Source organism: Caulobacter sp. ALps2 (genome assembly GCF_058681635.1).
This window is the reverse complement of record NZ_CM178743.1, coordinates 2,895,687-2,920,112: the sequence shown is the minus strand read 5'-3', so window position 1 is coordinate 2,920,112 and position 24,426 is coordinate 2,895,687. Positions and strand designations below refer to the sequence as shown.

General features: G+C 67.7%; 23 protein-coding genes and 1 other RNA gene. 6 read left to right on the top strand and 18 right to left on the bottom strand.

Going from position 1 to position 24,426, the window contains the following annotated elements; all coding sequences use genetic code 11:
* The first annotated feature begins 60 nt into the window (after positions 1-60).
* Together ACW173_RS13905 and ACW173_RS13900 are read left to right on the top strand one after the other, a co-directional pair.
* A complete protein-coding gene (locus ACW173_RS13905; protein WP_492080591.1) occupies positions 61-1,077 on the top strand; it encodes a sensor histidine kinase in 1,017 nt (338 codons plus the stop codon).
* An 85-nt stretch (positions 1,078-1,162) separates the two neighbouring features.
* Positions 1,163-1,588 (top strand): DUF1801 domain-containing protein, encoded by a 426-nt coding sequence (locus ACW173_RS13900; RefSeq protein WP_492080590.1) that lies wholly within the window; start codon positions 1,163-1,165, stop codon positions 1,586-1,588.
* Between the two features lie 9 nt (positions 1,589-1,597).
* On the opposite strand, the gene murD is transcribed toward ACW173_RS13900, so the two are convergent.
* From murD to ACW173_RS13840, 12 genes are all read right to left on the bottom strand, one after another.
* Positions 1,598-3,013: a UDP-N-acetylmuramoyl-L-alanine--D-glutamate ligase gene (murD, locus tag ACW173_RS13895; RefSeq protein ID WP_492080589.1), complete on the bottom strand. Its 1,416-nt coding sequence runs from the start codon at positions 3,011-3,013 to the stop codon at positions 1,598-1,600.
* 13 nt (positions 3,014-3,026) lie between these two features.
* Positions 3,027-4,139 (bottom strand): phospho-N-acetylmuramoyl-pentapeptide-transferase, encoded by a 1,113-nt coding sequence (gene mraY / locus ACW173_RS13890; protein WP_492080588.1) that lies wholly within the window; start codon positions 4,137-4,139, stop codon positions 3,027-3,029.
* On the bottom strand, positions 4,139-5,539 hold the full coding sequence (locus ACW173_RS13885) for a UDP-N-acetylmuramoyl-tripeptide--D-alanyl-D-alanine ligase (RefSeq protein WP_492080587.1): 1,401 nt from the start codon (positions 5,537-5,539) through the stop codon (positions 4,139-4,141). The genes mraY and ACW173_RS13885 overlap by 1 nt, the downstream gene beginning before the upstream one ends.
* Positions 5,532-6,992, bottom strand: a complete 1,461-nt coding sequence (locus tag ACW173_RS13880) for a UDP-N-acetylmuramoyl-L-alanyl-D-glutamate--2,6-diaminopimelate ligase (protein WP_492080586.1) — start codon at positions 6,990-6,992, stop codon at positions 5,532-5,534. Before ACW173_RS13880 ends, ACW173_RS13885 begins: the two co-directional genes overlap by 8 nt.
* Complete coding sequence (locus ACW173_RS13875; protein ID WP_492080585.1) at positions 6,989-8,758, bottom strand: peptidoglycan D,D-transpeptidase FtsI family protein; 1,770 nt, start codon at positions 8,756-8,758, stop codon at positions 6,989-6,991. The genes ACW173_RS13880 and ACW173_RS13875 overlap by 4 nt, the downstream gene beginning before the upstream one ends.
* On the bottom strand, positions 8,755-9,201 hold the full coding sequence (ftsL, locus tag ACW173_RS13870) for a cell division protein FtsL (RefSeq protein WP_492080584.1): 447 nt from the start codon (positions 9,199-9,201) through the stop codon (positions 8,755-8,757). The genes ACW173_RS13875 and ftsL overlap by 4 nt, the downstream gene beginning before the upstream one ends.
* Positions 9,198-10,133 (bottom strand): 16S rRNA (cytosine(1402)-N(4))-methyltransferase RsmH, encoded by a 936-nt coding sequence (gene rsmH, locus ACW173_RS13865; RefSeq protein ID WP_492080583.1) that lies wholly within the window; start codon positions 10,131-10,133, stop codon positions 9,198-9,200. The genes ftsL and rsmH overlap by 4 nt, the downstream gene beginning before the upstream one ends.
* Positions 10,130-10,597: a division/cell wall cluster transcriptional repressor MraZ gene (locus ACW173_RS13860; RefSeq protein WP_492080582.1), complete on the bottom strand. Its 468-nt coding sequence runs from the start codon at positions 10,595-10,597 to the stop codon at positions 10,130-10,132. The genes rsmH and ACW173_RS13860 overlap by 4 nt, the downstream gene beginning before the upstream one ends.
* Before the next feature lie 328 nt (positions 10,598-10,925).
* Positions 10,926-11,308: RNase P RNA component class A (gene rnpB / locus ACW173_RS13855), an RNA gene on the bottom strand.
* A gap of 49 nt (positions 11,309-11,357) precedes the next feature.
* Positions 11,358-11,957, bottom strand: a complete 600-nt coding sequence (locus tag ACW173_RS13850) for an FMN-binding negative transcriptional regulator (protein ID WP_492080581.1) — start codon at positions 11,955-11,957, stop codon at positions 11,358-11,360.
* Positions 11,957-12,685 (bottom strand): N-acetylmuramoyl-L-alanine amidase, encoded by a 729-nt coding sequence (locus tag ACW173_RS13845; RefSeq protein WP_492080580.1) that lies wholly within the window; start codon positions 12,683-12,685, stop codon positions 11,957-11,959. Before ACW173_RS13845 ends, ACW173_RS13850 begins: the two co-directional genes overlap by 1 nt.
* Entirely contained in the window at positions 12,682-13,575 is an 894-nt protein-coding gene (locus tag ACW173_RS13840; protein WP_492080579.1) for a DMT family transporter, read from the bottom strand. Before ACW173_RS13840 ends, ACW173_RS13845 begins: the two co-directional genes overlap by 4 nt.
* Before the next feature lie 117 nt (positions 13,576-13,692).
* Between ACW173_RS13840 and ACW173_RS13835 the strand changes: the two genes are divergently transcribed.
* On the top strand, positions 13,693-15,177 hold the full coding sequence (locus tag ACW173_RS13835) for a flavin-containing monooxygenase (protein ID WP_492080578.1): 1,485 nt from the start codon (positions 13,693-13,695) through the stop codon (positions 15,175-15,177).
* A 73-nt stretch (positions 15,178-15,250) separates the two neighbouring features.
* Positions 15,251-16,183, top strand: coding sequence for an oxygenase MpaB family protein (locus tag ACW173_RS13830; RefSeq protein ID WP_492080577.1), 933 nt, complete (start codon positions 15,251-15,253; stop codon positions 16,181-16,183).
* Here the strand turns inward: ACW173_RS13830 and ACW173_RS13825 are convergent.
* The 3 genes from ACW173_RS13825 to ACW173_RS13815 form a co-directional block, all read right to left on the bottom strand.
* Positions 16,131-18,029 carry a S9 family peptidase gene (locus ACW173_RS13825; protein ID WP_492080576.1) on the bottom strand — a complete coding sequence of 633 codons (1,899 nt, stop codon included), beginning with the start codon at positions 18,027-18,029 and terminating at the stop codon, positions 16,131-16,133. The two genes, ACW173_RS13830 and ACW173_RS13825, sit on opposite strands and share 53 nt — an antisense overlap.
* Positions 18,030-18,099: 70 nt before the next feature.
* Positions 18,100-18,753, bottom strand: a complete 654-nt coding sequence (locus ACW173_RS13820) for a DUF3052 domain-containing protein (protein ID WP_492080575.1) — start codon at positions 18,751-18,753, stop codon at positions 18,100-18,102.
* 2 nt (positions 18,754-18,755) lie between these two features.
* Complete coding sequence (locus tag ACW173_RS13815) at positions 18,756-19,553, bottom strand: crotonase/enoyl-CoA hydratase family protein (protein WP_492080574.1); 798 nt, start codon at positions 19,551-19,553, stop codon at positions 18,756-18,758.
* A gap of 177 nt (positions 19,554-19,730) precedes the next feature.
* Here ACW173_RS13815 and ACW173_RS13810 point away from each other — a divergent pair, with 177 nt between their 5' ends.
* Together ACW173_RS13810 and ACW173_RS13805 are read left to right on the top strand one after the other, a co-directional pair.
* The gene (locus tag ACW173_RS13810) at positions 19,731-20,093 is read left to right on the top strand and encodes a response regulator (protein WP_492080573.1); all 363 of its coding nucleotides are present in this window, start codon (positions 19,731-19,733) and stop codon (positions 20,091-20,093) included.
* A gap of 70 nt (positions 20,094-20,163) precedes the next feature.
* Positions 20,164-20,778, top strand: a complete 615-nt coding sequence (locus ACW173_RS13805; RefSeq protein WP_492080572.1) for a pyridoxamine 5'-phosphate oxidase family protein — start codon at positions 20,164-20,166, stop codon at positions 20,776-20,778.
* A 7-nt stretch (positions 20,779-20,785) separates the two neighbouring features.
* Here the strand turns inward: ACW173_RS13805 and ACW173_RS13800 are convergent, their stop codons facing one another.
* The 3 genes from ACW173_RS13800 to dksA all read right to left on the bottom strand — a co-directional run bounded on the left by ACW173_RS13800 (position 20,786) and on the right by dksA (position 24,358).
* Positions 20,786-22,321, bottom strand: coding sequence for a cation:proton antiporter (locus tag ACW173_RS13800; RefSeq protein ID WP_492080571.1), 1,536 nt, complete (start codon positions 22,319-22,321; stop codon positions 20,786-20,788).
* A gap of 94 nt (positions 22,322-22,415) precedes the next feature.
* Positions 22,416-23,804, bottom strand: coding sequence for a glycoside hydrolase family 28 protein (locus ACW173_RS13795; RefSeq protein ID WP_492080570.1), 1,389 nt, complete (start codon positions 23,802-23,804; stop codon positions 22,416-22,418).
* A 125-nt stretch (positions 23,805-23,929) separates the two neighbouring features.
* Positions 23,930-24,358 (bottom strand): RNA polymerase-binding protein DksA, encoded by a 429-nt coding sequence (gene dksA, locus ACW173_RS13790; RefSeq protein WP_291877972.1) that lies wholly within the window; start codon positions 24,356-24,358, stop codon positions 23,930-23,932.
* Between the last annotated feature and the right edge of the window lie 68 nt (positions 24,359-24,426).

Genomic DNA, 24,426 nt, shown 5'->3' with positions numbered 1-24,426 from the left:
GGCCCAGCTTGAATTCGCGCGCCAGCCGGTGATCATGGCCAGGGTTACAGGGGCGTATGTGTGGCTGACGAGGGATCTGACAAGACCGTGCTGGAAGGCGCCGGGGTCTATTTCCTCAGCGTGGTCGAGGCCAGCCAGGACTGTATCCGGGTGATCAGCGCCGACGGCGCGGTCGAATACATGAACGCTCAGGGCAAATCGCTGTTCGAGATCGAGGATTTCGACGGCCGCAACCGGCAGCGTTACTGGCCCGACATGTGGCCGCCCGAGAGCCGCGACGCCGTCGAGCAGGCCCTGCGCGCCGCCCAGGCCGGTCATGCCGTGGCCTTCCGCGCCTACTGCCCCACCGCCAAGGGTTCGCCGCGCTGGTGGGACACCACCGTCTCGCCGATCCTGGAGAACGGGCGCGTGACCCGCGTCTTGGCCACCTCGCGCGACGTCACCGGCGAGCGCCTCGCCGAGAGCCATCGCCAGCTGCTGGTCAACGAGCTGAACCACCGGGTCAAGAACACCCTGGCCACCGTCCAGTCGATCGCCAAGCAGTCGCTGCGCAACGCCGGGGTTGAGCCCTCGGTGCGCGACGCCCTGGAAGGGCGGCTGATGGCCATCGCCGCCACCCACAACGTACTGACCGATCAGAACTGGTCCGCGGCCAGCCTGCGCCAGATCGTCGACGGCTCGGTGGCGCCCTACAGCGCCAATCCCGGCCAGCTGACCATCACGGGCCAGGACCTCCAGGTTTCGCCCAAGCCAGCGGTGGTCATGGCCCTGGCCTTCCACGAACTGGCCATCAACGCCCTGAAGTACGGGGCCCTGTCGGCGCCATCAGGCCATGTCGACATCCGCTGGTCGATCCAGTCCGGCGACCAGCTCTATATCGAATGGGCCGAACGGGGCGGCCCCGCCGTCCGCCCGCCCGAACGCCGCGGCTTCGGCTCCCGCATCGTCGAGCTGGCCCTGCCCAACGAACTGGGTGGCGCGGTCAAGGTCGACTACCGCGCCGACGGGCTGAGGTGCTCGATCCGGTCACCGCTGGCGGCGCTGGACAAGGTGGATGCGTTTATGCCGCTGAGCTAGCGGCGCCTTTCGAAGAAAGTCCGTCCACGATGTCGGCGCCAAGCTCGTTCGACCGTCTTCTTGAAAACGACAAGGAGACCCAAGCATGAGCGTGCGCGAACAGATCGACGATTATATCGGCGATCAGTCCCCAGCGAAGAGCAATGAGCTGCGGGATCTGCACCGGCGCATTCTGGCGATTTCACCCGACGCCGAGCTCTGGTTCCTGGATGGCAGGGACGACAGCGGCAAGGTCGTTTCCAATCCCAACATTGGATATGGATCGGAAACGCTCAGCTATGCCAACGGGGATTCCAGAGCATTCTACAAGATCGGCCTGAGCGCCAATACGTCCGGAATGTCGATCTACGTCATGGGTCTGAAGGACAAGACATACCTGTCCAAGACCTATGCGGCGCGGCTCGGAAAGGCCAAGATCACCGGATACTGCATCCGGTTCAAATCCGTGAAGGAGGTTGACCTCGGCGTGCTCGAAGAGATCGTCGCGGACGCCCTGCGTCCGGCGTCTTAGCGCGGGTGTCTAGGCCACCGCCGACGTGTTTCCGCCCGCGACTAGGCCGTTCACCGCCGCGCGGAACGCCTCGCCCCGGGCCTCGAAGTCACTGAACTGGTCGAACGACGCGCACGCCGGCGAGAGCAGCACGATGGCCTCCTCGCCGCTGGCGGCGGCGTCGGCATAGGCCTGCTGCACGGCCCTCTCCAGAGTGCCGCTGAGCGAGACCTCGGCCTTGCCGGCCAGGGTCCAGGAGAACGGTTGGGCCGCTTCGCCGATCAGATAGGCCTTGGCGATGCGCGGGAAGAGGTCCTTGAGGTCCTCGATGCCGCCGGCCTTGGCGACGCCGCCGGCGATCCAGTAGAACTTCGGATAGCTCGACATCGCCTGGCGGGCGGCGTCGGCGTTGGTGGCCTTGCTGTCGTTGACGAAGCGGACCTTGCCGATCTTGCCGACCGTCTCCATCCGGTGGGCCAGTCCCGGGAAGGTCATCAGGCCGTCGACGGCGTCGTGGGTCGGGATGCCGATGGCGCGCGCGGCGGCGTAGGCGGCGGCGGCGTTCTGCCAGTTGTGGCGACCGGGCAGGCTGCGGGCGCGCAGGAGATCGGCGACCTCGACCACGCGTTCGCCGGTGGCGTCGTACAGCACGCCTTGCAGGGCGTAGACGCCCCGGCCCATCGCCTTGCCGGCGCTGATCGGCCAGATGGTGCGGCGGTTGGCGGCGGTGATCTCGGTGCAGATCTGCTGGCACCAGGCGTCGTCGACGCCGATGATCGCGGTGTCGCCCTTGCCCTGGTTCAGGAAGATCCGGCGCTTGGCGGCGATGTAGCCGTCCATGCCGCCGTGACGGTCCAGGTGGTCGGGCGAAATGTTCAGCAGCACCACCGCGTCGGGGTGCAGGCTGGAGGTCAGGTCCAGCTGGTAGGACGACAGCTCCAGCACGTAAACCGCGCCGCCGTGCATGTCTTCCAGGCCCAGGACGCCCTGGCCGATATTGCCGCCGATGCGGGTGTCGCGACCGGCCGAGGCGCACAGGTGGCCGATCAGGGCGGTCGTCGTCGACTTGCCGTTGGTGCCGGTGATGGCGATGATCTTCGGACGTTTGTGGGCCGGCGCGGCGTTGACCGTGCGGGCGAAGAGCTCGACATCGCCCAGGATCTCGACGCCGGCGGCCTTGGCCTTGTCGACGGTCCAATGCGGCTTGGGATGAGTCAGCGGCACGCCCGGCGACAGCATCAGGGCGGCGAACTGGCTCCAGTCGGCGGCCTGCAGGTCGACGACCGGGAACCCCTCGGCGGCCGCGGCTTCGCGACTGGCCGGCTTCTCGTCCCAGAGGGCGACCTTCGCCCCACCCGCGATCAAGGCGCGCGCGGCCGTCAGCCCGGTGCGGCCCAGGCCGAACACCGCGACGGTCTTGTCCTCGAATCCGCGGACGGGGATCATATTCCGGGTGCTCCTAGCGCAGCTTCAGGGTGGCGAGGCCGACGAAGGACAGCATCATCGCCACGATCCAGAACCGGATCACGACGGTGGATTCAGCCCAGCCCAGCTTCTCGAAATGGTGGTGGATCGGCGCCATCAGGAAGACCCGCTTGCCGGTCTTCTTGAAGTAGGCGACCTGGATCATGACGCTGAGCGCCTCGGCCACGAACAGGCCGCCGACGATGCCCAGGACCAGCTCGTGCTTGGCGCAGACGGCGATCGCGCCCAGCGCGCCGCCCAGGGCCAGCGAGCCGGTGTCGCCCATGAAGATCTTGGCCGGTGGGGCGTTGTACCAGAGGAAGCCCATGCCGCCGCCGATGATGGCGCCGCACAGCACCGCCAGCTCACCCACGCCCGGCGCGAAGTGCAGGTTCAGATAGTCGGCGAACTTGTAGTTGCCGACCAGGTAGGCGATCAGGCCGAAGGTCGAGGCGGCGAACATCACCGGCACGATGGCCAGGCCGTCCAGGCCGTCGGTCAGGTTCACCGCGTTGGAGAAGCCGGCGATCGTGACCGCCGCGAAGACCACGTAGAACCAGCCCAGATTGATCACCAGCGCTTTGAAGATCGGGAAGACCACGCTGGTCTCCATCCCCGGCGTCATCGGCGACTTGGGCGCGAAGACGATCAGGATCACGGCGGCGATGATGGCCACCGCGAACTGGGCGACCAGCTTCTGGACGCTGGAAAGGCCGGCCGTGGTCTGCTTGGTGACCTTGGCGTAGTCGTCCATGAAGCCCAGCACGCCGTAGCTGCCGGTGATCAGCAGCACGACCCAGACATGGATGTTGCGCAGATCCGCCCACAGCAGGGCGCCGACGAACAGGCCGGCCAGGATCATGAAGCCGCCCATGGTGGGCGTGCCGGCCTTCTCGGTCACGTGGCGGGCGATGCCGTCCGTGCGGATCGGCTGGCCCTTGCCCTGCTTGGCCTTCATCCATCGAATGAAGCGCGAGCCCATCGCCACGGCGACGATATAGGCGGTCAGCATCGCCATGCCCGACCGGAAGGTCAGGTATTTCAAAAGGTTCAGCGCCGGGACATGCTCTTGCGAGCGCGCCAGCCATTCGTACAGGAAGTACAGCATCAGCCCTGTTCCCCAAGGTCGAGCGCGGCCAGGGCCCCGGCGAGAACGCCAGCCCTGGAGCCATTCGACCCCTTCACCATCACCACGTCGCCCGGACGGATCGCCCCCGCCAGCCGCGCCGTTAACTTTTCAGTAACTTCCGCGTAGCCGCCTCGCCGAGTCGGCGGAAGCTGCTCCCACAGCGATTTCATGTGGACGCCTGCTAGAAAAACCACGTCAACGTTTGCACGCTCCAGGGGGCCTGCAAGCTCGGCGTGAAACGCCGCGCTGCCCTCGCCCAGTTCGAGCATGTCGGTCAGCACGGCGACCCGTCGGCCGGCGACCTTGCGCGCGCCCAGGGTCTTCAGCGCGGCCTGCATCGAGACTGGATTGGCGTTGTAGCTCTCATCCACCAGGGTGAAGGCGCCGCCGTCGATGCGGACCGTCTTCTCGGCGCCACGCCCCTCGATCGGGGCGAAGGCGGCCAGGGCGGCCAGGGCGGTCTCGCGCGGCACGTCCAGGGCTTCCAGCATCAGCAGGACGCACAGGCTGTTGGGGCCCCAATGCACGCCGGTCTGGCGGATCGGGAAACTCAAGAGCTCGCCGCGCAGCTCGACCGAGACCACAGCCCCCTCGCCTTCCACGGCGAACCCGGTCAGGCGCGCGGTCGCGCCGGCGGCCTCACCGAAGCTCCAGACCAGGGCGCCAGCCTTGGCGGCCTCGGCGCGCAGCAGTTCGAACCACTTGTTGTCGGCGTTCAGCACGGCGACGCCGCCGGGCTCCAGCCCCGCGAAGATCTCGGCCTTGGCCAGCGCCACGCCTTCTTCGTTCGGGAAGTTCTCCAGGTGCACCGGGCCGACGGTGGTGATCGCCACGGCGTGCGGACGGACGAACTGGCTGAGCGGGGTGATCTCGTCGGCGTGGTTCATGCCGACCTCGAACACGGCGCGCTGCGTGTCGCGCGGCATCCGGGCCAGGGTCAGGGGCACGCCGATGTGGTTGTTGTAGCTCTTCACCGAGGCATGGGCCTTGCCCGCCAGGCGCAGGCCAGCCTCGACGGCGCGGGTGACGCTGGTCTTGCCGACCGAGCCGGTCACCGCCCCGCGCTTGCACCGTGGCGCGCGTTCGCGGGCGGCGACGCCCAGAGCTTCCAGGGCCTTGAAGGTGTCCTCGACCATGACGGCCGGGGCGTCGACGGCCTTGGCGGCCAGGACGCCGGTCGCGCCACTAGCCACGGCCTGAGCGACGAAGTCGTGGCCGTCGCGCGCGCCGACCAGCGGCACGAACAGGTCGCCCGGTTCGACGCTGCGGGTGTCGATCGAGACGCCGGTCACGGCGAAGTCGCCGGCGACCTTGCCGCCGACCGCTTGCGCGATCTCGTCAGCGGTCCAGAGCGCTGCTTCTTGTTTCGCTTCAGGCATCGACGCCCTCCAGCGCTTCCAGGGCCTCGGCCACGTCGTCGAACGGATGGACGACGCCGGCGACGATTTGGCCCTGCTCGTGGCCCTTGCCGGCGATGACCAGCACGTCGCCCTCGCCCATCAGTTGGACGGCGGCGCGGATCGCGGCGCGGCGGTCGCCAATCTCGCGGGCGCCCGGCGCGGCTTCCAGGATGGCCGCGCGGATCGCGGCGGGTTCTTCCGAACGCGGATTGTCGTCGGTGACGATGGCGATGTCGGCCAGGCGCGCGGCGATGGCGCCCATCAACGGACGCTTGCCGCGATCACGATCGCCGCCCGCGCCGAACACGGCGATCAGCTTGCCGCGCGTGTGCGGTCGCAGGGCTTCCAGCACCGTTTCGAGGCCGTCCGGCGTATGGGCGTAGTCGACATAGGCCTCGCCGCCCTTGGGGCCGCGACCGACACGCTGCAGACGCCCGGCGGCGCCTTCCAGGGTTTCGAGGGCCTTCAGCACGCGCACGGGGTCCTCGCCGGCGGCGATGCACAGGCCGGCGGCGACCAGCACGTTCGAGGCCTGGAAGGCCCCGGCCAGCGGCAGCGCGATGTGATGGATGTCGCCGTCGATCTCGACCGCCATGTCCTGGCCGGCCGGGGTCGGGGTGCGCGAGATCAGGCGCAGGCCCTGGCCGTCCTCGCCCACCGAGAACACGCTCTGGCCCGAGGTGACGGCGGCGGCGGCGAAGTTGGGGAAGGCCTCGCTGTCGGCGTTCAGCACCGCCGTCGCGCCGCCCGGGGTCAGGGTGTCGAACAGGCGCAGCTTGGCGGCCCGGTACTCTTCCATCGAGCCGTGATAGTCGAGGTGATCCTGGGTGAAGTTGGTGAAGCCGGCGGCGCGCAGCTTCACACCATCCACGCGGCGCTGGTCGACGCCGTGCGAGCTGGCTTCCAGGGCCAGATGGGTGACGCCCATGTCGGCCAGGCGCGCGACCATCTCGGCGACATCGCCGGCGTCGGGCGTGGTCAAGCCCGGCGGGGTCAGCTGCTGGTCGGGCTGGCCGAACGCGCTGACCACCACGCCCAGGGTGCCCATGCTGGCGGCCTTGTGGCCCAATCGGGCGAAGATCTGGCGGCAGAAGCCGGCGACCGAGGTCTTGCCGTTGGTGCCGGTGACGGCCACGCACATGGCTGGCTGCTTGCTCCAGAAGGCGGCCGAGGCCAAGGCGTAGGCGCGACGGGCGTCTTCCGAACGAACGACCGGAACGCCCAGGCCTTCCAGGCCGCCCTCGGGAGCCAGCACCGCGGCGGCGCCCTTGGACACGGCTCCGGCCGCGAAGTCGCGACCGTCGACCTTCGTGCCTGGCAGGGCGGCGAACAGCCAGCCGGCGGTAACCTTGCGGCTGTCGGCGGTGACGCCGGCGATCACCGGATCCGTCGCGAAGGGACGGTTGAACAGTTCCGACAGATGTCTGGTCATAGCCCCGCCTCCGGTACGGCGTTCTTCGGTGGGCTGGCGATGGTCACCAGCTCGGTCTTGCGTTGCACGCCCAGGAAAGGCGCGATGCGTTCGATCACCTTGCCGGCCGGCGGCGCGCCGACCCAGCCGCCAGTCGAGAAGCCGAACGACTTGGCGTTGCCATGCGGCTCGTCCATCAGGATCAGCACGAAGTAGCGGTCGGCTTCCAGCGGGCCGTCGGTCGGGAACACCGCCGCGAACGATGAGACCTGGCGCTGGTGGTTGTAGCCACGGATCGAGGGGTCGTACTTCTCGCCCGTGCCGGTCTTGCCGCCGACCGAGAAGCCAGGCACGTCGGCCTTGCCGCCGCTGCCGCCCTGGCCGGGGATGACGTTGGCGCGCATGATCTTCAGCATCTCGGCCGAGGTGTTCTCCGAGACCACCCGCACGCCTTCCGGGCGCACGCCCTGTGGCAGCTTGCGGATGGTCAGAGGTATCGACTCGCCGCCGTTCAGCAGCGCGCCCATCGCCTGGGCCAGGGCCAGCGGGCTGACGTTGATGCCGTGGCCGAACGAGGTGGAAGCCACCGCGTCCATGTCCCATTTGCGCGGGGTAAGCGGGCGCGCCGACTCCATCAGCTCGACCTTGGCCGGCTTGGTCAGGCCCAGGGCCGTGAAGTACTTGGACAGCCGCTCGCCGCCAACCCGCTCGGCCAGCATGGCCGTGCCGATGTTCGACGAGTGCTGGAAGACCTCGATCAGGTTCAGGATGGCCTTGGCGGCGTGGTAGTCGTGGATCGTGCGGTAGCCCAGCTTGTAGGGCTCGCGCGCGTCGAAGGTCGAGGCCGGCGTGGCCACGCCGGTGTCCAGGCCGATCGCCACGGTGAAGGTCTTGAAGGTCGAGCCCATCTCGTAGACCGAAGCGGCGGCGCGGTTCAGACGCTGCTCGTTGGTGGCCTCGCCCGCCTTGTTGGGGTCGAAGTCCGGATAGCTGGCCAGCCCTAGGATTTCGCCGGTGTGGACGTTGGTGACCAGGCCCACGGCGCCCTTGGGCGTGAAGTCGGCGGCGGCCTTGCGCAGCTCGTCCTCCAGCGCGGCCTGCACGCGCACGTCGATCGACAGTTGGGTCGGGCCGCCTTCGCCGCCGGCGGCCTTGCGGATGGGATCGTCCAGGGCGCGCTCGGCGCCGGCCAGACCCTTACCGCCGCTGTCCACGAAGCCGATCAGGTGCGCGGCCGTCGGACCCAGCGGGTACATCCGGCGCTCCTGCTCCTCGAACGAGATGCCGGGCAGGCCGAGATTGAAGATGGCGTCCTTCTCATCGGGCGTCAGGCCGCCCAGCACGAAGGCGCGATGGTCGCCAAAAACGGCCTTGTCCAGGCGCTTCGCGGGCACCTGCGGCAGCGCCTTGCCCAGAGCGCCGCGCACTTCCTTGGCGTCCCAGACCTCGCGCGGGTCGACATAGAGCGCGTAGTGAGCCAGGTCGACGGCCAGCAGCTTGCCGTTGCGGTCGACCAGATCGCCTCGCGCGCCTTCGGCGCCTTGGGCGTAACCGTTGCCCCGCCCGGCGTTCGAGAACAGCGCCGCCCAGCCCGCGCCCAGACCCACCCCGACGAAGCAAAGGCTGAAGAAGCCCATGACCAGGAAAATGCGGATGCGGGTGTCGTCTTCTGGCTTGGCCTGGGCGCGCGAGCGCTCGAAGGCGTGCTCCAGGCGCCAGACGCGCTCGATCAGCCAACGCCACAGGGGCGACTGGAAACCACCGGGACCGAGGTTCGAGAGGCTCATCGCGGCGCCGCCTGGACCTGGGGAGGCGGCGGCGGCGAGGCGTCGTCCGGCAGCGCTTCAGGGCCGTCGGCGGCCAAGTCCTCGGGCGAGACCGGCGGGGCGGCGATAGGGGCGCGCGGCAGCTCACGACGGCGCGCGACGTCGATCAGCGCGTCCTCGGTGATCTCATGGTCCGGCGCGATCGGCTTCAGCTGCATCATCAGCGCCAGCTGCTCGATGCGGCGCGGCTGTTCCAGGTGGGCGACCTCGGCTTCCAGCAGGCGCTTGCGCATGCCCTCGTTGTCGATCTCCTGCTCGATCCGGCCGATCTCCTGCAGCTCGCGACCGGCGAGGGTCTTGGCCAGGTAGACGCTGGTGAACAGGGTCAGCAGGATGCCCAGGCCCGCGATCTCCACGATGCGGAAACCCCGGACACGCCGATTGAACACGCCCGAGACGCTCATGCCACGGCCTCCCAGACAGGAGACTCGGTGCGGATGGCGGCGCGCAGCTTCGACGAACGCGCGCGCGGATTGGCGGCCAGCTCGGCCTCGCCGGGGGCGATGGCCTTGTTGGCGATCAGCTGGAAGCTGGCCGGCGCGCCGGCGGCCATCTGCGGCAGGTGGCGCGAACCGCCCGGCGTGCGCCCCGCGCGCTCGGCCAGGTAGGTCTTGACGATGCGGTCTTCCAGCGAGTGGAACGTGACCACCGCGAGACGACCGCCGGGCTTGAGGATGCGCTCGGCGGCGGCGAGGCCGGCTTCCAGTTCGCCCAGCTCGTCGTTCACCGCGATGCGCAGCCCCTGGAACGAGCGGGTGGCTGGATGGACCTTGGCGCCCTTGCGGCCGCCCAGCGCGCGCTCGATCACATGGGCCAAGTCGAGGGTACGCTCGAACGGCCGCTCTTCGCGGCGCTTGACGATGAAGCTGGCGATCCGCCGCGAGGCGTGCTCCTCGCCGTAGACGTAAAGGATGCGGGCCAGCTCGGTGTGGTCCAGCTCGTTGACGAGGTCGGCGGCCGTCGGGCCGGCGTCGCTCATCCGCATGTCCAGCGGACCGTCGCGCATGAACGAAAAGCCGCGCTCGGCCTCGTCCAGCTGCATGGACGACACGCCGATATCCAGCACCACGCCGTCGACCGACCGCGGCTCGAAATGCTCGGCCATCCGCGAGAAACGGTCCTGGATCAGGCGGAAGCGGTCGGTCGGCAGGCCTTCGGCGAAGCGCCGCACGGTGGGATCGCGGTCGAAACCCACGACGGTCGCGCCGGTGGCCAGGATGGCGCGGGTGTAGCCGCCCGCCCCGAAGGTGCCGTCGATGATCGTATCGCCCGGCTTGGCGTCGAGCGCCTCGACGACCTCGTTCAGCAGGACCGAGATGTGCGGCGCTTCGCTCACGACGCGCTCCCCAGCTTGGCCGCGCGTTGCTGGACGCGCAGGGCCGCCAGGCCTTCCCGGGCCAGATCACGCTGGACCGCGCGATGGGCCTGGAAGGCCTCGCGGGACCAGATCTGAAAACGCTCACCCATACCGACGACGGTCACCCAATCCGTGAGACCGCACATTTCGCACAGGTGATCGGGAAGCGTAATGCGACCAGCTGTATCAAACGACAGCTTGGACATGCCGCCCAGGATGCTGACCTCCAGGGCCGAGCGCGTCGGATCGCCGAATGGCAGCTCCTCGATCACGCCCAAGTAACGGTCGAACAAGGCTTTTCCGCCAGCCTCCAGGCAATCGGCCTCGATCGCGGGGAAACAGAAGATCCCATCGAACATGCCGGAGACAGCCGCGCGGAATTCCTGCGGCACAACGATGCGCCGCTTGCTGTCGAGCTGTTTCTCGAACGTCGAGAGAAACACTGAAGCCGAACCCCGCCAGTCCCAAGTCGGTCGGCGATCCAACACATCGCCCCGACGCAAATTGGGTTAACATGGGATGAATTGGGAGACAATGACACCAAGAGCCATTTCATCGAGAATTCAAAGGTGTCGCACCCGTTGTTCACGAGGCGTGATAGTTAATCCACAGAACATACACAGAACTGATTGAGCGAACGCCTTAGCCCGTCCCAGTTCATCCCATCGGATGTGGATTTCAGGCGCCGCGGCCTTCGCAAACGCGAAGGAAGACTCGGGAGCGCTTCGGACAGGCGCCCTCTGTCGCCTCCCCGCCAGGGGAGGATCTGAATGGACCAGATGATCTGTAAGCCGGGTTCTGTTCCGCCGCTCGAAAGCGACGGCGACGATCATTCCTCTAGGCCGGCCATTGCTGGACGGCTCTCGCGACCTACCCGGACCCTCTCGGCCAGTGACGGCCTATCCGACGCGAGGCCGGCGCGGGGTCCCTATTCGGTCTTGCTCCAGGCGGGGCTTGCCATGCCGTCCCTGTCGCCAGGTCCGCGGTGGGCTCTTACCCCACCCTTTCACCCTTCCCGCCCCGTAGGGAGGAGGTTTGCTTTCTGTGGCGCTTTCCCTGGGATCGCTCCCGGTGGGCGTTACCCACCGCCTTGTCACCGTGGAGCCCGGACTTTCCTCGGCGTCCGAAGACGACGCGACCGCCCGACCATCTGGTCCGGGAGGGTGTTTGACGGTGCGGAGACCAAACGTCAACGCCTCAGCGTCAGAGGTCTCGCATCAGGGCCACGATCGGATGATCGCCCAGCCCCTTGGCCGCGCCCAGACGATCGGCGTCGTTCTTGTTCTGCGAGAGCTTGAACGCGCCCTCCAGCCGCTCGACGAACAGGCGGCCGCCCTGGATGCCGCGCAGCATGCTCTCGAACTTGCCGGGCTTCATCTTGCCGCGCGTCCAGGGCGTCTTCGGGAGGAGCCGCGCCTCTTCCTGGGCCGAGAGATCGTCGAGCAGGGCGATCAGTTCTTCGTCGTTCAGCGGCGCGACCGAACCTTCGGCCTCGACGGACTGATAGTTCCAGGTCGGGACCTGATCAGCGCTTTCGTACCAGTCGGGGCTGATATAGGCGTCCAGGCCCGTCGCTAGCGCGATCGCGCGAAAGCCCTGGGTCAGGTGCGGCGTCAGCAGGTTGCCGCGCGACAGGTGGAAATCGAGGGCGATCTCGCCGTCCAGATCGCGGATCACGACCGGCGACTGGGCCACGAACGGCCGGCCGCCGACGGACGCCGCGAAGGTCACGAACGGATGGGCGGCGATGAAGCCAAGCAGAACCGCGCGGTCCTCGACGCGGAAGCGATTGTCGGGATGCATTACTCGGCCGCCGCGCGCAGCAGGCCCACCAATCGGGCTCGCGTCTCACCATCGGCGATGCCGTCGAAGCGGCTCTGCAGCCAGTGACGCTGGAAGGCCGACACCACGGTCGTGGTCCACTCGTCGTACTTGCCGGTCGGGGCGCAGTCGTAACCCAGGCGGGTCAGGCCGGCCTGCAGCGCGAAGACGCCGGTCCCCTCCTCGCCCTGGCCCAGCGGCGCGCCGGGCGATGGCGCGGGCTCGATCCACAGGCCGTGGCCGCTCTCGGCCAGGCGCTTCCAGGGGAATAGCTCGCCCGGATCGATCTTGCGGGCCGGGGCGATGTCGGAATGGCCCAGGATACGGCTGTCGGGGATCATCCAGCGCGAGCGCACGTCGGCCAGCAGGTTGATCACCGAGGCGATCTGCGCCTCCGGGAACGGGCGATAGCCGAACTCGTGGCCGGGATTGACGATCTCGATGCCGATCGAGGCCGAGTTGATGTCCTTGACGCCCTTCCAGAAGGCCGCGCCGGCGTGCCAGGCGCGGCGCTCCTCGGGCGCCAGGCGGAAGATGCGGCCGTCCTCTTCCACGCAATAGTGCGCCGAGACCTTGGCCTCGGGGTCGCGCAGACGCGCGATCGCGGCCTCGCCGGTCTCCATGCCCGTGTAGTGCAGGATCACCGTGTCGGGCACGGCCTTGCGGGCGTCGAAGTTCGGCGACGGGGCCTCGATGACGGACAAACTCATTGGGCGCGGTTCCGGATCGACATCAATAGCGGCATGACCTGATTCCGCCGAAGCGCGATGATCAGAACACCCAGCAAGGCGAGCGCCGCGCCGATCCCCATGCGCAGGTCGAAGTGGTCGTGGGTGACCACGACGCCAAGGCCTATCGTGAAGAGCGGCGTCAGCAGGGTGAGCGGAGCGATCAGGTTGGCCTCGTAGCGCTGGATCAGTCCGTAATAGGCCGTATGGGCCACGACCGAAACCACCAGGGCCGAGAACAGCACCGCAGCCACGAACGGCCATCCTGCCGCGAAGCCGGCGGCGACCTGCCCGGGCTCCATGAAGGCGCTCATCGCCGCCAGCGGCCAGAACGACGAAAAGCCCACCCAGGCCTGGAACTGCAGCGGCTTGACGCCCTCGACCTGCTTCATCAGCACCGCGCCCAACGAGCCGGTGAAGGCGGCCGCGACGATCAGCCAGAGGCCCGCCGACAGCTCCAAGCCGCGCGGGCTCCACATGACGACCACAGCGCCCAGAAGCGTCAGGGCGATGCCCAGCCCCCGCCGCCAGCGGATCTTCTCGCCCAGGATCAGCACCGACAGCAGGGTGGTGAACGGCACGCCGACCTGGATCACCACCGAGGCCGCGGATGGCGAGGCCGTCTGGAAACCCATGAACAACAGAGCGAAATTGCCGCCGCCCATCAGCAATCCCACCAGCACCATCCGCCAGGTCGGCCGGGGCGCCGGCAGCAGCCAAGGCAGGGTCAGGATCGCCACGACCGCGAAGCGCACAGCCGCGTAATAGAGCGGCGGCACGCCCCAATGGGCGACGACCAGCTTGGAAATGATGTTGCTGCTGGCCCAGACCAGGCAGACGAGAACCAGAATGCCGAAGTCGCGAAGGGACATGAGGTATCCGATAGGCCGCAGTTGACGTTCGGTCAAAACGGTCGTTTGTTAGTGAACACTGTTCACATACAGCCACGCCGGGTCAACCGGCGGGTACAGAACCAAGGGCGGACCAGGATGGAACATGTCGACGTACTGATCGTGGGCGCGGGGCTGTCGGGGATCGGCGCGGCCTATCACCTGAAGAAGCACTGCCCCGGCAAGACCTACCTGATCCTGGAAGGGCGCGAGGCGATCGGCGGCACCTGGGACCTGTTCCGCTATCCCGGCATCCGGTCGGACAGCGACATGTACACCCTGGGCTACAGCTTCAAGCCGTGGAAGGCCGCCAAGGCCATCGCCGACGGCCCGTCGATCCTGGGCTATGTGCGCGAGACCGCCCGCGAGCACGACGTCGACCGCCACATCCGCTTCAAGCACCTGGTCAAGCGCGCCAGCTGGTCCACGCAGACGGCGACCTGGACGGTCGAGGCCGAGCACGACGGGCGGACCGTCACCTTCACCTGCGGCTTCCTTTACATGTGCGCCGGTTACTACCGCTATTCGGCCGGCTACACTCCCGACTTCCCGGGCGTCGAGCGCTTTCAGGGCCAGGTCGTCCACCCGCAGCACTGGCCGGAAAACCTCGACTACGCCGGCAAGAAGGTCGTGGTGATCGGCAGCGGCGCAACCGCCGTGACGCTCGTACCGGAGATGGCCAAGACCGCCAGTCACGTCACCATGCTGCAGCGCTCGCCAACCTATGTGGTCTCGCGCCCAGCCGAGGACGGTGTGGCCAACTGGCTGCGGTCCAAGCTGCCGGCCATGACCGCCTACGGCCTGACGCGCTGGAAGAACGTCCTCTTCCAGATGCTGTTCTTCAACCTGGCGCGGAAGAAGCCGGAAAAGACCAAGGAACGCCTGCTTGGCATGGTGCGCGAGCACCTGGGGCCGGACTACGACGTCGCCACCCACTTCACGCCCCGCTACAACCCGTGGGACCAGCGCCTGTGCCTGGTGCCCGACGCCGACCTCTTCGACTCGATCAAGGCCGGATCCAGCTCGGTGGTCACCGACCACATCGAGACCTTCACCGAGACCGGCATCCAGCTGAAGTCCGGCAAGACCCTGGACGCGGACATCGTCGTCACCGCCACCGGCCTGCAACTGCAGTTGATCGGCGGCATGGAGGTCGTGGTCGACGGCAAGAAGGCTCGGCTGTCGGAGACGATGAGCTACAAGGGCATGATGTTCAGCGACGTGCCGAACCTGGCCTCGGCCTTCGGCTACACCAACGCCAGCTGGACCCTGAAGGCCGACCTGACCAGCGAATATGTCTGCCGCCTGCTGAACAGGATGGACCGCGCCGGCGTCGACTACTGCGTGCCGCGCATCGACGGCGCGATGGAGGTCGCGCCCTGGCTCGACTTCTCGTCGGGTTACGTCACCCGCTCGATGGACCAGTTCCCCAAGCAAGGCCTGCGCAAGCCCTGGAAGGTGCACCAGAACTACGCGCTGGACCTGGTCGCCCTCCGCTTCGGCAAGATCGAGGACGGAGTCATGGAGTTCGGGCGGAAGACGGGCGCGAAGGCGCAAGCCACACCGGAGAAGGCGGCGGCCTGAGGCTTCCCTATCGGATTCGATAGGTTGCGAGCGCGGGCCCCGCCCCCGACCTTCCTCGGGAAGGAGATCGCGCATGGCCGACACCTATCTGGGCTGGAAGATCGACTACGCCAACCCGCCGGGCGAGCCCGCCTATCTGGATCCGGGCTCGATGCACTGGCGGGTCTACAAGAACCCGATCGCCCTGGCGGTCGGGGGCGTCGCCGCCGTCCTTCTGGAGTTCGCCGACGCGCGAATCCGGTCGGGCGTCTGGGATCACTCGACCTACAAGGCCGACCCGATCGGCCGCTCCAAGCGCACTGGCATCGCCGCCATGGTCGGGGTCTATGGTCCGCGGGCCGCCGCGCGGCGGGTGATCCAGGGCGTCACCAACATGCATACGCGTGTGGTCGGCGAGACGCCTAGGGGCGAGGTGTACAAGGCGCTGGATGTCGAGCTGCTGGACTGGGTCAGCGCCACGGCCGGCTACGGTTTCCTCAACGCCTATGACCGCTTCGTCGAACCTTTGACCGATGTCGAGAAGACTCGCTTCTACGAGGAAGCCCACCCGATCGCGCGACTCTACGGCGTGAAGTACTCACCCTCCTCGCAAGCCGACTTCATGGCGATGATGGACAAGCTGGCGCCGCGCTTCGAGCCGCACCCGATCGTCGAGGAGTTCCTGGCCATCATCCAGTCGGGCAAGGCCGCGCCGAACGCGCCGAGGTTCCTGCATAAGGCCCTGGCGCGGGCGTCGGTATCGTTGCTGCCGCCGATCGTGCGGGAGAAGCTGAAGCTGGGCCGCGAATACGACCTGACGACCTTCGACCGCCTGGCCCTGAAGGCCGCCGGCCGACTGGCCGAGAAGATCCCCGTGAAGAACTCCCCACCCAGCCAGGCCAGCCTGCGCCTGGGGCTGCCGTACGACTTCCTGTACCGCGGCCGCGCCGAGCAGAAGCGGCTGCTGGCGGCCTCTACTTCTTCAGGTACTTATCCAGGAACGCCACATACGCGTCCGACGCCGTGATGCGGTTGTCGCGCTTGAGGAAGCCGTGGCCCTCATCGGGGAACACGACGTACTCGACCGGCGTGCCGCCCGCCTTCACCTCGGCGACCAGCTCGTCGCTCTCGACCTTCAGCACGCGCGGATCGTTGGCGCCCTGGATGACCAGCAGCGGCTTCTTGATGGCCTTGGCGTGAAACAGCGGCGAGATGGCGCGGTGGCGCACGCCGTCGGTGGCCGGGTCGCCCATCTCGTCATAGAGCGACTCCTTGAACGAGGCCCACCACGGCGGGATCGAGGTCAGGGTCCGCACCCAGTTGGTGACGCCGAAGATGTCGATGCCCGCGTCGAACACGTCCGGCTGGAAGGCCAGCGCCGCGGCGGTCATGTAGCCGCCGTAAGAGCCGCCGACCACCGCGATGCGGTCGTCGGCGATCCAGTCCATGCCTTGCAGCCAGGCCTTGGAGGCCACGACGTCCTTCAGGTCGACGTCGCCGTGCTTCTTGTCGTCGAGGTGGAAGAAGGTCTTGCCGTAGCCCGACGAGCCCCGGTTGTTGATCGCGTAGACCGCGTAGCCATGGTTCACCAGGTGCTGGACCATCGGGTTGTAACCCTTGCGGCTCTGGCCGCCCGGACCGCCGTGGACCAGCACGATGGCCGGCGCCGGCTTGGCCGCCGAGGCGTCCTTGGGCCGGTACAGCACGCCCGGCACCTCCAGCCCGTCATAGCTCTTGAAGCGCGCGACGCTGGCCTCGACCAGGTCGCTCTCGGCGATGGCCGGGTTCTGAGCCTTGGTCAGGCGGCGAGCCTGGCCGGTCTTCAGGTCGGCCACGAAAATGTCGTTGGGCGAGGTGTCGGACGACACCGACAGGGCGATGGCGCTTTCGTCGCGGTTGAAGCGCACGGCGCCGATGTCGCCATCCGGCAGGCCCGTCAGCTTCACCGACTGGCCCGTCTTCTGGTCGATCAGGGTCAGTTGCGTGGAGGCGTCGGCGTTGAGGGCCGAGACGCGATAGCGGCCCGACTTGGAATAGCTGACACCCTGGACATCCCAATCCGCCTTGATCAGCGGCGCCTTGGCCCCGTCGGCCAGCGCATAGGTCCAGGCCTGGTTGAACTCGCCATGCTCGTCGGTGGCGTAGACCAGCGCCTTCCCGTCCGCCGTGAAGCCATACACGTTGTAGGAAACATTGCCGGTGTGCGGCGTGATCAGCCTGGGCTCGCCCTTGGTCGTCAGGTCCGCCAGGTACAGGTTGCCGTCGGCGCTGGTCCGCGGCTTCGACAGGGCCAGGATCGCGCCGTCCGGCGAGATGTCGCCCAGTTCGTAGCCCGAATTCTGGAAAACCAGGGTGCGGGCATAGGTCTTGGCGTCATAGGCGTAGATGTCGAAGGTCTTGGCGTCGCGCTCGTTGGTGTAGAGCCAGAAGTGGTCGCCCGAGGCGGTCCAGCCCACGAAGCCGGCCTTGACCTTGTCGCCGGGCGTCAGGTCCTTCACCGCGCCGTCCAGGCCGCGCACATAGACGTGGCTCAGCTCGTTGCCGCCGCCGTCGGCGCTGAACAGCACGCGGGCGTCCTTGGGGAACCAGCTGATCGCGAAGGTGGCGTTGGTGGTCGAGTTCGTCAGCGGGGTGGCCGCTCCGCCGGCCGCCGGCAGGCCGTAGACATTGTAGACCCCTGTCTGATCGCTGGAGATCAGCAGCGTCTTGCCATCCGGCGAGAAGGCGAAGCCCGCCTCGGGCGCGGTCCGATAGGTGGTGGTCTCGTAGAACGCCTTGGCGGAATAGGTCTTCACCTGCGCTAGAGCGGCAGGGGCGACGCCGCCCATCAGCAGCGCCGCGCACAGCGCGATCGACATCGAACGAAGCTTCATCGCCGTCCCCTTGCTTGAGAACAGCGAGCTTAACCCTTGGTCGGCGGCTGGCAACCGCTCAACCGGAGACTCAGTCCTCGTCGTCGAAAACCTCGTCGTCCGGCTCAGGGGCTGGCTTGGCCGCCGCCTTCGGAGGCTTGCGCTTCACGAACCGCAGGGCCGTGTGGGTCTGCGAGAAGGCGCAGACCTTGGTGTCCACGAAGCCCAGGCCGCGTACCGCCTCCAGGATCTCGACGTCTTTCAGCGGCGCGCCCTTGCCCTTCTGGGCCACGATCCAGATCGCGCCCTTGGCGGCCAGCGCGCCTTCCCAGTCCTCGATCCGGTCGAAGTCGGCCAGGTCCTCGACACCCAGGAACAGCAGGTCGACGTCCTCGTCGGCTTCGCCCAGCTCGACGCGGGTCTCTAGTTCCGTGATGAAGGCCTCGTCCTCGACGCCATCGACGACCACGGTCATGCCCGGCTTCACGCCCAACTTGTCCAGGCGCGACGGCGGGTTCTGGATGGCATGGGCCCACTTGTCGGCCTGGCCCGGCTCAAGCGTGAAGCGTGTGCCGTCGCTCAGCACCAGGTCATCGCCTTCGGCCCGCACGTTCTTCAGCGCGTGCCCCTGGTAGATGCCACGATAGGCCCCGCGGAAGATCAGCTTGGGCGGCTCCCATAGCAGCTTGCCCTCGCTCTCGCCGTCGGTCAGCTGGCCCCAGACGCCGCTTGCTTCCTTGCCCATTCTTACTTGCCCTTGAACGTCGGTTGGCGCTTCTCGAGGATCGCGTCGACGCCTTCCATGTGGTCTTCGGTGTGGTGCGCGATGGCCTGGGCGGCCGCGCTCATCTCCATCAGGGTGTCGTAGCTGGCGGTCTGGCCGTGCTTGAGCAGGCTCTTGGCCATGCGCAGGGCGTGCGGCGGTTGCTGGGCGATCCGGGTCGCCAGCGCCATCGCCTCATCCATCAAGGTTTCGGCCGGCACGGCCTTGCTGATCAGGCCCCAATCCGCCGCCTTCGCGGCATCAATGACGTCGCCGGTGAACAGCAGTTCCGCCGCCCGGCTCATGCCCACCGTGCGCGGCATCAGCCAGGCGCCGCCGTCGCCGGGGATCAAACCCAGCTTCAGGAAGGTCACGCCGAACTTGGCGGTGTCGGCGGCGATGCGGATATCGGTCATGCAGGCCACGTCGCAGCCCAGGCCGATCGCCGCGCCGTTCACGGCCGCGATCGCCGGGACCTCCAGGCCGTAGATGGCCCGGACGATGCGGTGGATGTTCTTGCGATAGCCGTCGCGCACGGCCACGCCGTTGCCGCCAAACGCACCCTCGCGGGCCTTCATCGCCTTGACGTCGCCGCCGGCCGAAAAGGCCTTGCCCGCGCCGGTCAGGATCACGCAGCGGATGTCCTGGTCGTCGTTGATCGCCTCGCAGGCGGCCGCCACTTGATCCCCGTCGCCCGGCGCGCCCAGGGCGTTCATCGCCTCGGGGCGGTTCAGGGTGAGGATGGCGACGTGGCCGCGCTTCTCGGTGAGGATGAGAGACAAAGGACGTTCCTGCTGTGCTTCTTTTGATTTTCTCCTTCCATAGCCTGCTTTCCGCCGCCGTGCAGCCGAAGCCGGCGACACAACCGGAACGTTCACCTCGATCACGAAAACGCGACTGGCGTGACGACGCATCCCGACATTGAAATGGCTTCTGGGACGAGGACGAGGCTGCGGCGAATGACCGAGCACGCGAAGGCCCGACACGTGTTGATTATCGAGGATGAAATCCTCGTCGCGTTCGAGGTCGAAGCTCTTCTGGCGGAGATGGGCTTCACGAGTTTCGATATAGCCGACAGCGCGGCCGACGCGCTGACGCTGGCCATCGCCAATCCCCCCGATCTCATAACCGCCGACTACCGCATCGTGGGTGGCACCGGCCTGGAAGCCGTCGAGGCCATCGAGAGCCGGCTGGGCCGCATCCCGGTGGTCTATGTCACCGGTAACGCCGACCAACTGCGTGGCCGGGTGACGCCGATCGTCGACAAGCCGATCTCGCCGCGTGTGCTGGCGGAGGCCTGCGCCAGAGCCGCCAACGCTTAGAGCGCCACGAACGCCTAGAGATTGTCCCCTCCCCGCCGAGCGCCTAGAAGCGCGGGCACGGGAGGACGCGATGCACGAGATCACCACCCTCGAGGCTCTTGAGGCGCTGTACCAGCCCCAGCCCGTCGCGGCCTCGACCGTCAAGGTCACCGACCACATCACCCCGCACTACGCGGCCCTGATCCAGGCTTCGCCGTTCGTGGCCCTGGCCACCGTCGGCCCCGAGGGCCTGGACTGCAGCCCGCGCGGCGACCTGCCCGGCTTCGTCCGCGTCGCCGATCCCCGGACGCTGATGCTGCCCGACCGGCGCGGCAACAACCGCATCGACTCCTTGCGCAACATCGTCCGCGATCCGCGCGTGGCGCTGCTGTTCCTGATCCCGGGCTCGGGCACGACCTTCCGCGTCAACGGCCGCGCGGTGCTGAGCGCCGATCCGGCCCTGCTGGACAGCTTCGCCGTCGACGGCAAGCCGCCGCGCACGGTGATGGTGGTGACCGTCGACGAAGCCTATTTCCAATGCGCCCGCGCCATCGTGCGCTCGGGCCTCTGGAAACCCGAGAGCCACGTCGATCCGTCCGCTTTGCCCACGGCCGGCGCCATGCTGGCCGCGGTCACCGCCGGCGAGATCGGCGGCGAGACCTACGACCACGAATGGCCCGGCCGCGCCGCGAAGACGATGTGGTGAGAGCGCCCTAACTCTCCTCGATCTGGCGCTCGTCCTCGCGGCTGATCGACACTTCCTCGAAATCCAGCTCCTCCTGCAGGACCAGGAACGCGTCGGCGCCGACGTCGCCGTCGCGGCGCAGTTCCTCCAGGCGCAGGCGCGCGTGGCGGATGGCCTTCAGGCCAACGGTCCGACGAGCCTCCAGCGAGCCGGTCGAGGGCGGAAGCCCGTTGGGCACGGCGGCGAATCGATAACGCCAGTGGTCGGCGGCCTCGCCGGTCTTGCCCTCCAGGGCGCGCAGGGCGGCGCCGGCCAGGTCGGCGCGCAGCCGGACCAGCTCCTCGCCCAGCCCGTCCTCGCGGTCCAGGCCTAGCAGGCGGACCAGCGGCGACAGGGTCAGGCCTTGCAGGACCAGGGTCGCCAGCACCACGGCAAAGGCGGTCAGCACCACCAGGTCGCGCTGCGGGAAGTTGGCCGGCAGGGCGAAGGCCGTGGCCAGAGTGACCAGACCGCGCATTCCGCACCAGCCCACCAGCACCGCATGTTTGAGGTTGGGGGCCGGGTAGCCGCCGCGCAGGCTCGGCACGCTCTGGGCCGTGCGGATATAGATCAGCACCCACACCATACGCACTACGATCAGGCAGGCGACCACCGCCGAGGCGAAGCCCGCCGCTTCCATCAGCCGGTCGCGATCCATGGCCGCGACGATGGTCCGGGCCTGCAGGCCCATCAGCAGGAAAGCCACGACGTTCAGCAGGAACACCGCCGAGGTCCAGACCGCGAAGCTGTGGATCCGCATGCGGGGCGGCGTGCGCAAAGCGGCCGTGCTGGCCACGGTCATGGCGAAGGCCACCAGGCACAACACCGGCGACACGCCCAGTCGCTCGGCGATCACCCAGGCGCCAAAGGCCGTGACGAACTCCATCAGGTTGCCGCCCAAGGTGCCGGTGACAAAGGGGCTGAGGAACCTCAGCACGCGGGCCAGCACGATGCCCATCAGCACGCCGCCCGGCGCGGCCAGGGTCAGCTTCACCGCCAAGGCCTGGTCGATGCCGCCTTGCGCCTGGAAGGCCAGAGCGGCCGAGAACAGCAGCAGGGCCGAGGCGTCGTTCAGCAGGCTCTCGCCCTTCAGCACCGCGATAGAGCCGCGCGGCATGCGCACGCTGCTGAGCACGGCGGTGGCGGCCGCGGCGTCCGGCGGGGCGACGATCGCGCCCAGGGCCAGGGCGGCGGCGATCGGCAGGCCGGCCATGGTCACGCCCAGCCAGGCCACCGCCCCGGCGCTGAGCAGCACGGCCACCACGACCAGCGCGAACAGGGGCCGCCACAGCTTGCGCACGTCCGCGATCGGGAAATCGAAGGCCGCGTCGACCAGGGCCGGGGCCAGGAACAGGGCCAAGGCCGTGTGCGGCTCGATCGAGATCTTGGGCGCGCCCGGCAGCAGCGCGAAGCAGACGCCCGCCGCCGCCAGCATGGTCGGATACGGCGCCTTGATGCGGCGCGACACCTGCAGCAGAAGCACAGCGGCCGCCACCAGCGCCAGGAGGCTTTCGAAGAAGCTCAAGAGGTCATCCTCGCAATGATGGCCGAGCTTGGGACTGAGGGGCGTTCTTCATACGACAAAGCTCGCCAGACGCCGACAGGTTCGCGACGGATCGTCAGGCGTCGTATCGAAACCCCTCGACGTTCTCGTTGGAGACCGGCGTCTCCAGGCTCTTACCGACGGCGATCTTCGACAACCGCACGTCGCGGACCGGCAGACTGGCCTCGCCCTTGATGCGGCAGACGAACTTGGCCTCCTCGACCCGCACGTCGCGCAACCGCAAGCCCCGGATCGGCGTCAGGCGACGCTCGTAGGTCGGAACCAGGTCGCGCCACTGGTAGAGGACGTCGGTGTCGACGCTCAGCACGCCACCGACGATGCGCGTGGCGCTGACATTCTCGACGACGATGTTGCGCACGAACCCGCCGCGGCGCTCGTTGGTCTTCACGAACAGGATGTTGTTGATCGGCACGGCCCAGCCATCGGCGCCTCGGCCGTCGCCCGTGAAGTGGCAGTTCTGGACGAAGACGTTCTCGATCCCGGCCGACAGCTCGCTGCCGATGGCCATCAACTGGTGGCCGTTCAGGATCTTGCAGTCGCGCATGACGATGTTGCGCGACGGCGCGCCCAAACGCCAGGCGTCCTGGTCGCGGCCCGACTTCACCGAGACGGCGTCGTCGCCCTGGTCGAAGATGCAATCCTCGATCAGCACGTTCTGGCTCATCTCCGGATCGACGCCGTCGTTGTTGTGGCCGTGGGCGCGGATCTTCACCCGCCGGATGACCACGTCGGTGCAGAGGAACGGGTGCAGCACCCAGAACGGGCTGTCCTCGATGGTGACGTCCTCGACCAGCACGTGGCGGCAGCGATTGAACTGGATGAACTGCGGACGGAGGTTGGCGTCCCCGGTCGTCATCTGGCGCTCGGCGACCGGCTCGCCCTTGGCCGCGGCGTGGTACAGGCGCACCAGGGCGTCCATGTGCGGCTTGGGTCGCGCGTACCAGACCTTCCAGACGTCCAGCTTGGCCTTCAGCCGGCCGGGTCCGGTGATCGCCACGTTCTCGCAATCGTGGGCATAGATCAGCGGCGAGTAGTTCCAGCACTCCAGCCCTTCCCAGGTGGTCAGGACGGGCGGCAGGTAGTCGGCCGGCTTCTCGGAGAACAGCAGGGTCGCGCCCTTGGCCAGATGCAGGGCGACATTGCTCTTCAGATGGATCTTGGCCGTCGGCCAGATCCCTTCGGGCACGACCACCACGCCCCCGCCCGCGGCATTGGCGGCCGCGATGGCCTGGGCGATGGCGTCACTGGTCTTGGCCTGATCACCAGGATCGGCGTCGAAGTCGGTGATCGGGAAACGGCGGCTGCGCGAGAAGTCGGGCGTGCCGATGCTGGGCATGTCGAACGGCGCGGCGGGGCGGATCAGCTTGCGCGGCGCGGCGACGGCAATTGTCGGCGTTAATAGCGCCAAGCCCGCAACGCCCCGTCGGGTCAGTTCCGCCGCCATCGATATGCTCCCATACAACGCTTTGCATCAGGACATCCGATTAGCGACCAAATACCAAGACAAAAGCGGCCCCGAGGCTTCCCCCGGGGCCGCTCGAAACACATCAGTCCCCCGTGGGAGCGCGCTTAGTCGTCGCGGTGGACGCGTTCGCGGCGCTCATGTCGTTCCTGGGCTTCGACACTCATGGTCGCCGTGGGGCGAGCATCCAGTCGAGCCAGGCCGATGGGTTCGCCCGTCTCCTCGCAATAGCCATAGGAGCCGTCCTCGACGCGGCGCAGGGCCTGGTCGATCTTGGAGATCAGCTTCCGTTGACGATCGCGAGTGCGGAGCTCAAGAGCCCGATCGGTTTCCGAGGACGCGCGATCAGCCAGATCGGCGTGGTTCTCGGTTTCTTTCTGGAGATGGGTGACCGTCTCGCGAGATTCGCGGAGGATCTCTTCTTTCCATGCCAGCAGCTTCTGCTTGAAATACTCAAGCTGCCGTTCGTTCATAAACGGCTCGTCCTCGGAAGGACGATAACCAGACTTCTCTACTAGAACAGTGGCCGTTTGCATTAACGCCTCACGCCCCAATGAACTCAGCCCTCGAAGGCTGCGTGCTTATATCAAAAGGTGAGCCGCGT

What these genes read in the sequence shown, in the direction of transcription:
- ACW173_RS13900 (WP_492080590.1), top strand. Translation starts at nt 1,163, where the DNA reads ATGAGCGTGCGCGAACAGATCGACGATTATATCGGCGATCAGTCCCCA.
- murD (WP_492080589.1), bottom strand. Translation starts at nt 3,013, where the DNA reads ATGATCCCCGTCCGCGGATTCGAGGACAAGACCGTCGCGGTGTTCGGC.
- mraY (WP_492080588.1), bottom strand. Translation starts at nt 4,139, where the DNA reads ATGCTGTACTTCCTGTACGAATGGCTGGCGCGCTCGCAAGAGCATGTC.
- ACW173_RS13885 (WP_492080587.1), bottom strand. Translation starts at nt 5,539, where the DNA reads ATGCCTGAAGCGAAACAAGAAGCAGCGCTCTGGACCGCTGACGAGATC.
- ACW173_RS13880 (WP_492080586.1), bottom strand. Translation starts at nt 6,992, where the DNA reads ATGACCAGACATCTGTCGGAACTGTTCAACCGTCCCTTCGCGACGGAT.
- ACW173_RS13875 (WP_492080585.1), bottom strand. Translation starts at nt 8,758, where the DNA reads ATGAGCCTCTCGAACCTCGGTCCCGGTGGTTTCCAGTCGCCCCTGTGG.
- ftsL (WP_492080584.1), bottom strand. Translation starts at nt 9,201, where the DNA reads ATGAGCGTCTCGGGCGTGTTCAATCGGCGTGTCCGGGGTTTCCGCATC.
- ACW173_RS13850 (WP_492080581.1), bottom strand. Translation starts at nt 11,957, where the DNA reads ATGCATCCCGACAATCGCTTCCGCGTCGAGGACCGCGCGGTTCTGCTT.
- ACW173_RS13845 (WP_492080580.1), bottom strand. Translation starts at nt 12,685, where the DNA reads ATGAGTTTGTCCGTCATCGAGGCCCCGTCGCCGAACTTCGACGCCCGC.
- ACW173_RS13840 (WP_492080579.1), bottom strand. Translation starts at nt 13,575, where the DNA reads ATGTCCCTTCGCGACTTCGGCATTCTGGTTCTCGTCTGCCTGGTCTGG.
- ACW173_RS13835 (WP_492080578.1), top strand. Translation starts at nt 13,693, where the DNA reads ATGGAACATGTCGACGTACTGATCGTGGGCGCGGGGCTGTCGGGGATC.
- ACW173_RS13830 (WP_492080577.1), top strand. Translation starts at nt 15,251, where the DNA reads ATGGCCGACACCTATCTGGGCTGGAAGATCGACTACGCCAACCCGCCG.
- ACW173_RS13825 (WP_492080576.1), bottom strand. Translation starts at nt 18,029, where the DNA reads ATGAAGCTTCGTTCGATGTCGATCGCGCTGTGCGCGGCGCTGCTGATG.
- ACW173_RS13820 (WP_492080575.1), bottom strand. Translation starts at nt 18,753, where the DNA reads ATGGGCAAGGAAGCAAGCGGCGTCTGGGGCCAGCTGACCGACGGCGAG.
- ACW173_RS13810 (WP_492080573.1), top strand. Translation starts at nt 19,731, where the DNA reads ATGACCGAGCACGCGAAGGCCCGACACGTGTTGATTATCGAGGATGAA.
- ACW173_RS13805 (WP_492080572.1), top strand. Translation starts at nt 20,164, where the DNA reads ATGCACGAGATCACCACCCTCGAGGCTCTTGAGGCGCTGTACCAGCCC.
- ACW173_RS13795 (WP_492080570.1), bottom strand. Translation starts at nt 23,804, where the DNA reads ATGGCGGCGGAACTGACCCGACGGGGCGTTGCGGGCTTGGCGCTATTA.
- dksA (WP_291877972.1), bottom strand. Translation starts at nt 24,358, where the DNA reads ATGCAAACGGCCACTGTTCTAGTAGAGAAGTCTGGTTATCGTCCTTCC.